A 6,806-nucleotide genomic window follows, 5' to 3' on the forward strand; every position below is an offset into this window, starting at 1 on the left:
CGCTGGTGGGGCGCGGGATCGGCCGGCTCGACACGGTGGCGATCCTGGCCGGCAACGTGCCCGCGATGATCGAGGCGCACTTTGCCGTGCCGATGCTCGGCGGGGTGCTGAACCCGCTCAACACCCGCCTCGACGCCGCCACGCTCGCCGCCTCGCTGACCCATGGCGGGGCGCGGGCGCTGATCGTCGACGCGCCGTTCCGGGCGCTCGCCGCCGAGGCGCTGGAGGCCGTCCCGAACCCGATCCTGGTGATCGCCGTGGACGACCCCGGGGGCGGCGGCCTCGCCTACGAGGACCTCGTCGCGGAGGGCGACCCGGACTTCGTCGGGCCGGGGCCGGACGACGAGTGGCAGTCGCTCTGCCTGCTCTACACCTCGGGCACCACCGGCGACCCGAAGGGCGCGGTCTACAGCCACCGCGGCGCCTACCTCCAGGCCCTCGGCAACGCGCTCACCTTCGGGCTCTCGCCGGGCAGCGTCTATCTCTGGACGCTGCCGATGTTCCATTGCAGCGGCTGGTCCTACCCCTGGGCGGTGGTGGCGGCCGGCGGCACCCAGGTCTGCCTGCGCCGGGTCGAGCCGGCTGCGATCTATCGGGCGATCGCCGAGCACGGCGTCACGCATCTGTGCGGCGCGCCGATCGTGCTGTCGATGATCGTCAACGCCCCCGCGGACGTGCGCAGGCCGTTCCCGCAGCGGGTGCGCTGCGCGACGGGCGGCGCCGCGCCGCCCTCGACCGTGATCGCCGCGATGGAGGCGGCCGGCTTCGCGGTGACCCACCTCTACGGCGCCACCGAAAGCTACGGCCCGGCGACGATCTGCGTGCCCGGCCCCGACTGGGACCGGTTGGAGCCCGGCGAGCGCCACCGCCGCATGGCCCGCCAGGGCGTGGCGCTGCCGACGGTCGAGGCCGTGCGCGTCGTCGATCCCGGAACGCTGGCGGCGGTGCCGCGGGACGGCGCCACGGTCGGCGAGATCGCCCTGCGCGGCAACACCGTGATGAAGGGCTACCTCAAGAACCCCGAGGCGACGGCCGCGACGCTTCGCGACGGCTGGTACCTCTCGGGCGACCTCGCGGTGCAGCACCCCGACGGGCAGATCGAGATCAAGGACCGCGCCAAGGACATCATCATCTCCGGCGGCGAGAACATCTCCAGCCTGGAGATCGAGGAGGTCCTGACCCGCCACCCCGCGGTGATGCTCGCCGCCGTGGTGGCGCAGCCCGACGCCAAATGGGGCGAGAGCCCCTGCGCCTTCCTGGAGCTCAAGGCCGGCGCGACCCCGCCGAGCGAGGCCGAGATCGTCGCCTTCTGCCGGGCCGGCCTCGCCCGCTTCAAGGTGCCGAAGCGGATCGTGTTCGGCCCCCTGCCGAAGACCGCCACGGGCAAGATCCAGAAGTTCGTGCTGCGCGAGCAGGCCCGCGCGCCGTAGACGCGCGCCCCGGCAAGGCGTCGCTCCGGACACGATCGGATACACGCCGTTACGCTTCGTTAACCATCCGCTCGCCATCCTGTGGCCTTCAAGCCGGGAGCGACCGTGGTGACCCAGACCCTGACCCTCAGCTTCGACGACCCCACCGCCGAGTGCCCGCTGCCGCCCGACGCGCTGGGCCGGATCTCCCGCGCCGACCCGGAGACCGTGTCGGCGATGGTCTGCGAGATCCCCGAGGCGACCCGCGCGCGGCTGGCGGTCTACCTCTACGGCCGCAGCCACACCCACGAGCTCGGCATCCGGATCGCGGCCACCTGCGACGGCGCGGTGCTGCGCCGCGCCGCCGGCCTCGTCGGCAACACCCTCTACGACCTGTCGCGCCGCCCCTACGCCGCCCCGAGCTACGGCAACCACCGTTCGCAGGGCAGCCGGATCAGCCTCGGCGGTCCGCGCCTCGACAGCCGCCGCGGCTAGAGCGGTTGCCCTCATCGATCGATCGCGGAAACGAGTCTGACCTGCTGAGGGGCCGCATGTTCGTCACGCAGGCCGGCATCCGCCGCCCTTGAGGATGCTCCGCGGCGGTACGGACGGCACAGGACGTGGTACGGCCGGCCCCTCTGCGAGGGATGCCGCCATGTCGTGGATCAGCCTCACCCGGTTGCGGCTTCGCGGCTGGCGGTTCGTGCCCGGATTCGCGTGGTACGCGATCCGGTCGAGCCGGCAGGCCTCCAGGGCCGCCGGCTACCGCGACGGCGCGCTGCTCAACGACGCCAAGCTGACCTTCTGGACCGTCACCGCCTGGACCGACGAGGCGGCGATGCGCGCCTACGTGCTGGCCGGCGACCACCGCGCGGCGATGGGCAAGCTCAGCCGCTGGTGCGACGAGGCCTCGGTCGCCCACTGGATCGCGCCGGGCCTGCCGGACTGGCCCGAAGCCGACCGGCGGATGCGCGAGACCGGCCGGCCCTCCAAGGTCCGCCATCCGTCGCCCGCGCACGCGGCGCTCGCCTACGATCCGCCGCGCACGACCCGCGGCGGACGGCTTCCCCGGGCGGCCGGCTGAGCCGGACCGCTCAGCCCGGTTTCCGCTCGTCGGCCTTCAGCTCCGGGAAGTCCGACTGCGCGAAGGCCAAGCCCCGGAACGGGTCGTCGGTGGTGCCGTCGTGCTCCAGGCGCCGGAGCTGGACCCGGCGGATCTTGCCGGAGATGGTCTTGGGCAGCTCCGCGACGAACTCGATCGCCCGCAGCCGCTTGAACGTCGCGAGCCGCGCGTTGGTGAAGCGGAAGATGTCGAGGGCGGTCTCCCGCGTCGCCTCCGCGCCGTCGACGAGCGACACGAAGGCCTTCGGGATCGTGTAGCGGATCGCGTCGGGCGCCGGCACCACCGCCGCCTCGGCCACCGCCGCATGCGCGATCAGCACGCTCTCCAGCTCGAACGGGCTGATGCGGTAGCCGGAGGACTTGAACACGTCGTCGGCGCGCCCGACGAAGGTCAGGGTTCCGTCCGGCTCGACGAAGGCGACGTCGCCGGTGCGGTAGAGCGGTCCGTCCGCGCCGGAAAGGTGGCCGGCGCCGTCGTCGTAGCCCTGCATCAGGCCGGCCGGGCGGTGCTCGCCGAGGGCGAGGCAGACCTCGCCCTCGCCCGCCGGCTGATCGTCGATGTCGAGGATGCGGACCGTGTAGCCCGGCAGCGGCCGGCCCATGGCGCCGGGCTTCACCGTCTGGCCCGGGGTGTTGGCGACCTGGGCCGTGGTCTCGGTCTGGCCGTAGCCGTCGCGGATGGTCAGGCCCCAGGCGTCGCGCACCCGCTCGATCACCTCCGGGTTCAGCGGCTCGCCGGCGGCGCAGACCTCGCGCAGCGCCAGGTCGTGCCCGGTCAGGTCCTCCTGGATCATCAGCCGCCACACCGTCGGCGGCGCGCACAGGGTGGTGACGCGGCAGCGGGCGAGCACCGCGAGCAGGGCAGGGGCCGAGAACGGCGCCTGGTTGACCACGAACACCGTGGCGCCGGCGTTCCAGGGGGCGAAGACCGAGGACCAGGCGTGCTTGGCCCAGCCGGGGGAGGAGACGTTGCAATGGACGTCGCCGGGCTGCAGCCCGAGCCAGTACATCGTCGACAGGCTGCCGACCGGATACGAGCGGTGGCTGTGCCGCACGAGCTTGGGCTTCGCCGTGGTGCCGGAGGTGAAGTACAGCAGGAACGGGTCGTCGGCGCCGGTCGCCGCGTCGGGCGCGAACGCGTCGGAGGCCGAGAATGCGGCCGCGTAGGGCTGCCAGCCGGGCGCGGCCGGCCCGGTCGTCAGGCGCACCACCGGCCCCAGGTCGACGCCCTCGAACTTCGGCACCTGATCGGCCCCGGCCACGATCAGCCGCGGCCGCCCGCGGTCGAGCCGGTCGGCGAGCTCGCCGTCGGTCAGCAGCGTGGTCGCCGGGATCACGATCGCCCCGAGCTTCATCGCCGCCAGCATCGTCTCCCACAGGGCCGGCACGTTGCCGAGCAGCAGCAGCAGGGTGTCGCCGCGTCGCAGGCCCAGCGACCGCAGGCGGTTGGCGACCTGGTTCGAGCGCCGGCTCATCTGCGAGAACGAAACCTTCGTCTCCGCCCCCGAGGCCGCGTCGACGATCCACAGGGCAGGGCGGTCGCGGGTCTCCGGGCGGGTCGCGAGATCCGCGTCGAACCAGTCGAGCGCCCAGTTGAACGCCGCCGCGTCCGGCCATCGGAAGCCCGCATAGGCCGCCGCGTAGTCGGTGCGGCGGGCCAGAAGAAAGTCGCGGGACTCGCGAAAGCTCGGCATCGGCGTTCTCCCTGGTTTTCGGTGGCTTTTCCGTTGTCTTGTGTTCGATCAGTCTTTTGCTGAACTGAAGCTTCGGCGGAGCCTCTTTCCCCTCTGCGGGGGCTATCACGTCCGCCCGGCTCGCGCGTTTCGGTTCGAAAACCCCCACCGTCCTCCCGGGGCGCCGGAGGCGAGCCCGGGATGACGGGGCGGGGCCGGATGAGTTTCGCTCGAGGCCGGGACGATGCGTGAAGACGATCGGCCTCCGTAGCGAGAAGTGGCGCTACCCGTGCGTGAACTTGGGCGCGCGCTTCTCGACGAAGGCGGCCATGCCCTCCTTCTGGTCCTGGGTGGCGAACATCGCGTGGAACACCCGCCGCTCGAAGCGCACGCCTTCCGTGAGCGTGGTCTCGTAGGCGCGGTTGACCGCCTCCTTGGTCATCATCGCGATCGGCTTGGACATACCGGCGATGGTCTCGGCGACCCGCATCGCCTCCGCGACGAGCCCGTCGGCGGGCACGACCCGCGAGACCAGCCCGGCCCGCTCGGCCTCGGCCGCATCCATCATCCGGCCGGTCAGGCACATCTCCATCGCCTTGGCCTTGCCGACGAACCGGGTCAGCCGCTGGCTGCCGCCGATTCCGGGCATCACCCCGAGCTTGATCTCCGGCTGGCCGAACTGCGCGGTGTCGGCGGCCAGGATCAGGTCGCACATCATCGCGAGCTCGCAGCCGCCGCCGAGCGCGAAGCCGGCCACGGCCGCGACGATCGGGGTCCGCAGGGCCGTGAAGCGCTCCCAGTCGGCGAAGCGGTCGCCGGCATACATCTCGGCATAGGTCGCCGCCTGCATCTCCTTGATGTCGGCGCCGGCGGCGAAGGCCTTGGCCGACCCGGTGATGACGATGCAGCCGATCCCCGGATCGGCATCGGCGGCGGTCGCCGCCGCGATCAGCGCGCGGGTGAGCTGCGCGTTGATCGCGTTCAAGGCCTTGGGCCGGTTCAGGGTGATGAGCCGGACGCGCCCGCGCGTCTCGATGAGGATCGTCTCGTCCCCGGTCAGATTCTCCGGCATGGTCAAACCTCCTCGCGCGGTCCGCGCAGCATCTGGACGATCGCCGAGAAATCCTGCCCGCCGTGGCCTTGCGCGTCGAACCGGGCATAGAGGCGCTCGGCCTCGGCGCCGAGGGGCGTCGCGGCGCCGGCCGTCCCGGCGGCTTCTTGCGCGAGGCGCAGGTCCTTCAGCATCAGGGCGGCAGCGAAGCCCGGCCGGTAGCCGCTGTTGGCGGGCGAGGTCGGCACCGGCCCCGGCACCGGGCAATAGGTGGTGAGCGACCAGCACTGCCCGGACGAGACCGAGGCCACGTCGAACAGGGCCTGCTGCGAGAGCCCGAGCTTCTCGCCGAGCGCGAAGGCCTCGCACACGCCGATCATCGAGATGCCGAGGATCATGTTGTTGCAGATCTTGGCGGCCTGGCCGGCGCCGGCCGCGCCGCAATGGAACACGCTCCGGCCCATCCGCTTCAGGATCGGCTCGGCGGCGGCGAAGGCCTGTTCCGAGCCGCCGGCCATGAAGGTCAGCGTCCCGGCCTTGGCGCCCCCGGTGCCGCCGGAGACCGGCGCGTCGATCGCGGCGCAGGAGCGCGCCTCGGCCAGGGCGTGGGCCTCTCGGGCGCTCGCGACGTCGACCGTCGAGGAATCGATCAGCAGGGTGCCGGCGGGGACCGCTCCGGCGACCTGCGACCAGACCTCGACCACGTGCCGGCCGGCCGGCAGCATCGTCACCACCGCGGACGCGCCCTCGACCGCCTCCAGCACCGAGCCGGCGACGGCGACGCCCTCGGCCCGCGCCGCCTCCAGCGAGGCCGGGGCGAGGTCGAACCCGCGGACCGCGTGCCCGGCGCGGACGAGGTTGGCCGCCATCGGGCCGCCCATGTTGCCGAGCCCGATGAAGGCGATGGTCTGGGGCCGCGTCGTCATGGGTTCCTCCCGTATGTCTCTCACGGCGGCGCTCTGCCTGGAGCACGACCGATCCTTGTTCCTTGCTCCCATCCCCCCCTCATCCTGAGGTGCCGGAGCGAAGCGGAGGCCTCGAAGGAGAGATCTAGGTCCCGCTGCGATCCCTGGAGCCCTCCTTCGAGGCCCGCTGGCGCGGGCGCCTCAGGATGAGGGGGCAGGGTGGGACAAGACGTCGTCCGGCACCGAAAAGACCGGGGCCGCCCGCGGCGCGAGCCAGCCGGCGATCCGTTCGGGGTCGACCGCGTCGAGGGTCGGCGGCGACCAGCGCGGCGCCTTGTCCTTGTCGATCACCGCCGCGCGGATGCCCTCGCAAAAATCCCCCTCCGCCAGCAGGGCGAGGGACGCGTGGAACTCGCGCTCCAGGCAGGCCTCCAGCGTCGTCGTCGCGCGGCCGAGACGCAGCAGGCGCAGCGTCAGCACGAGGCTCGACGGCGACTTCTCCAGCAGCGTCGCGCGGGTCCGCCCGGCGAATTCGGAGCCTTCGGCGGCGAGCGCGGCCAGGATGTCCTCGACGCGATCGTGCGCGAAGCAGCGGTCGATGACGGCTTGCGCCGCGGCGAGCGGGGCCGGCCCCGGCGTGACGGCG

7 protein-coding genes are annotated in these 6,806 nt (G+C 72.7%); 3 read left to right on the top strand and 4 right to left on the bottom strand.

The genetic code is table 11. The annotated features are described in order from the left end of the window. The 3 genes from FV223_RS16670 to FV223_RS16680 form a co-directional block, all read left to right on the top strand. The coding region (locus tag FV223_RS16670; protein WP_147728083.1) for an AMP-binding protein at positions 1–1,430 on the top strand (1,430 nt) is incomplete at its 5' end. Positions 1,431–1,538: 108 nt separating this feature from the next. After that, a complete protein-coding gene (locus FV223_RS16675; protein ID WP_147728084.1) occupies positions 1,539–1,904 on the top strand; it encodes a hypothetical protein in 366 nt (121 codons plus the stop codon). 160 nt (positions 1,905–2,064) lie between these two features. Further along, on the top strand, positions 2,065–2,493 hold the full coding sequence (locus FV223_RS16680) for a DUF3291 domain-containing protein (RefSeq protein ID WP_147728085.1): 429 nt from the start codon (positions 2,065–2,067) through the stop codon (positions 2,491–2,493). A gap of 10 nt (positions 2,494–2,503) precedes the next feature. Here FV223_RS16680 and FV223_RS16685 read toward each other — a convergent pair whose 3' ends face one another. The 4 genes from FV223_RS16685 to FV223_RS16700 form a co-directional block, all read right to left on the bottom strand. Continuing rightward, positions 2,504–4,225: an AMP-binding protein gene (locus FV223_RS16685; protein ID WP_147728086.1), complete on the bottom strand. Its 1,722-nt coding sequence runs from the start codon at positions 4,223–4,225 to the stop codon at positions 2,504–2,506. Between the two features lie 262 nt (positions 4,226–4,487). Then, a complete protein-coding gene (locus tag FV223_RS16690; protein ID WP_147728087.1) occupies positions 4,488–5,276 on the bottom strand; it encodes an enoyl-CoA hydratase in 789 nt (262 codons plus the stop codon). A gap of 2 nt (positions 5,277–5,278) precedes the next feature. Then, positions 5,279–6,181 carry a 3-hydroxyisobutyrate dehydrogenase gene (gene mmsB / locus FV223_RS16695; protein ID WP_147728088.1) on the bottom strand — a complete coding sequence of 301 codons (903 nt, stop codon included), beginning with the start codon at positions 6,179–6,181 and terminating at the stop codon, positions 5,279–5,281. Positions 6,182–6,361: 180 nt separating this feature from the next. Beyond that, on the bottom strand, positions 6,362–6,806 hold a 445-nt coding region (locus tag FV223_RS16700; RefSeq protein ID WP_187276163.1), incomplete at its 5' end, for an enoyl-CoA hydratase/isomerase family protein.

The sequence above is a fragment of the Methylobacterium sp. WL116 genome, assembly GCF_008039455.1.
Taxonomy (GTDB): Bacteria; Pseudomonadota; Alphaproteobacteria; order Rhizobiales; family Beijerinckiaceae; genus Methylobacterium.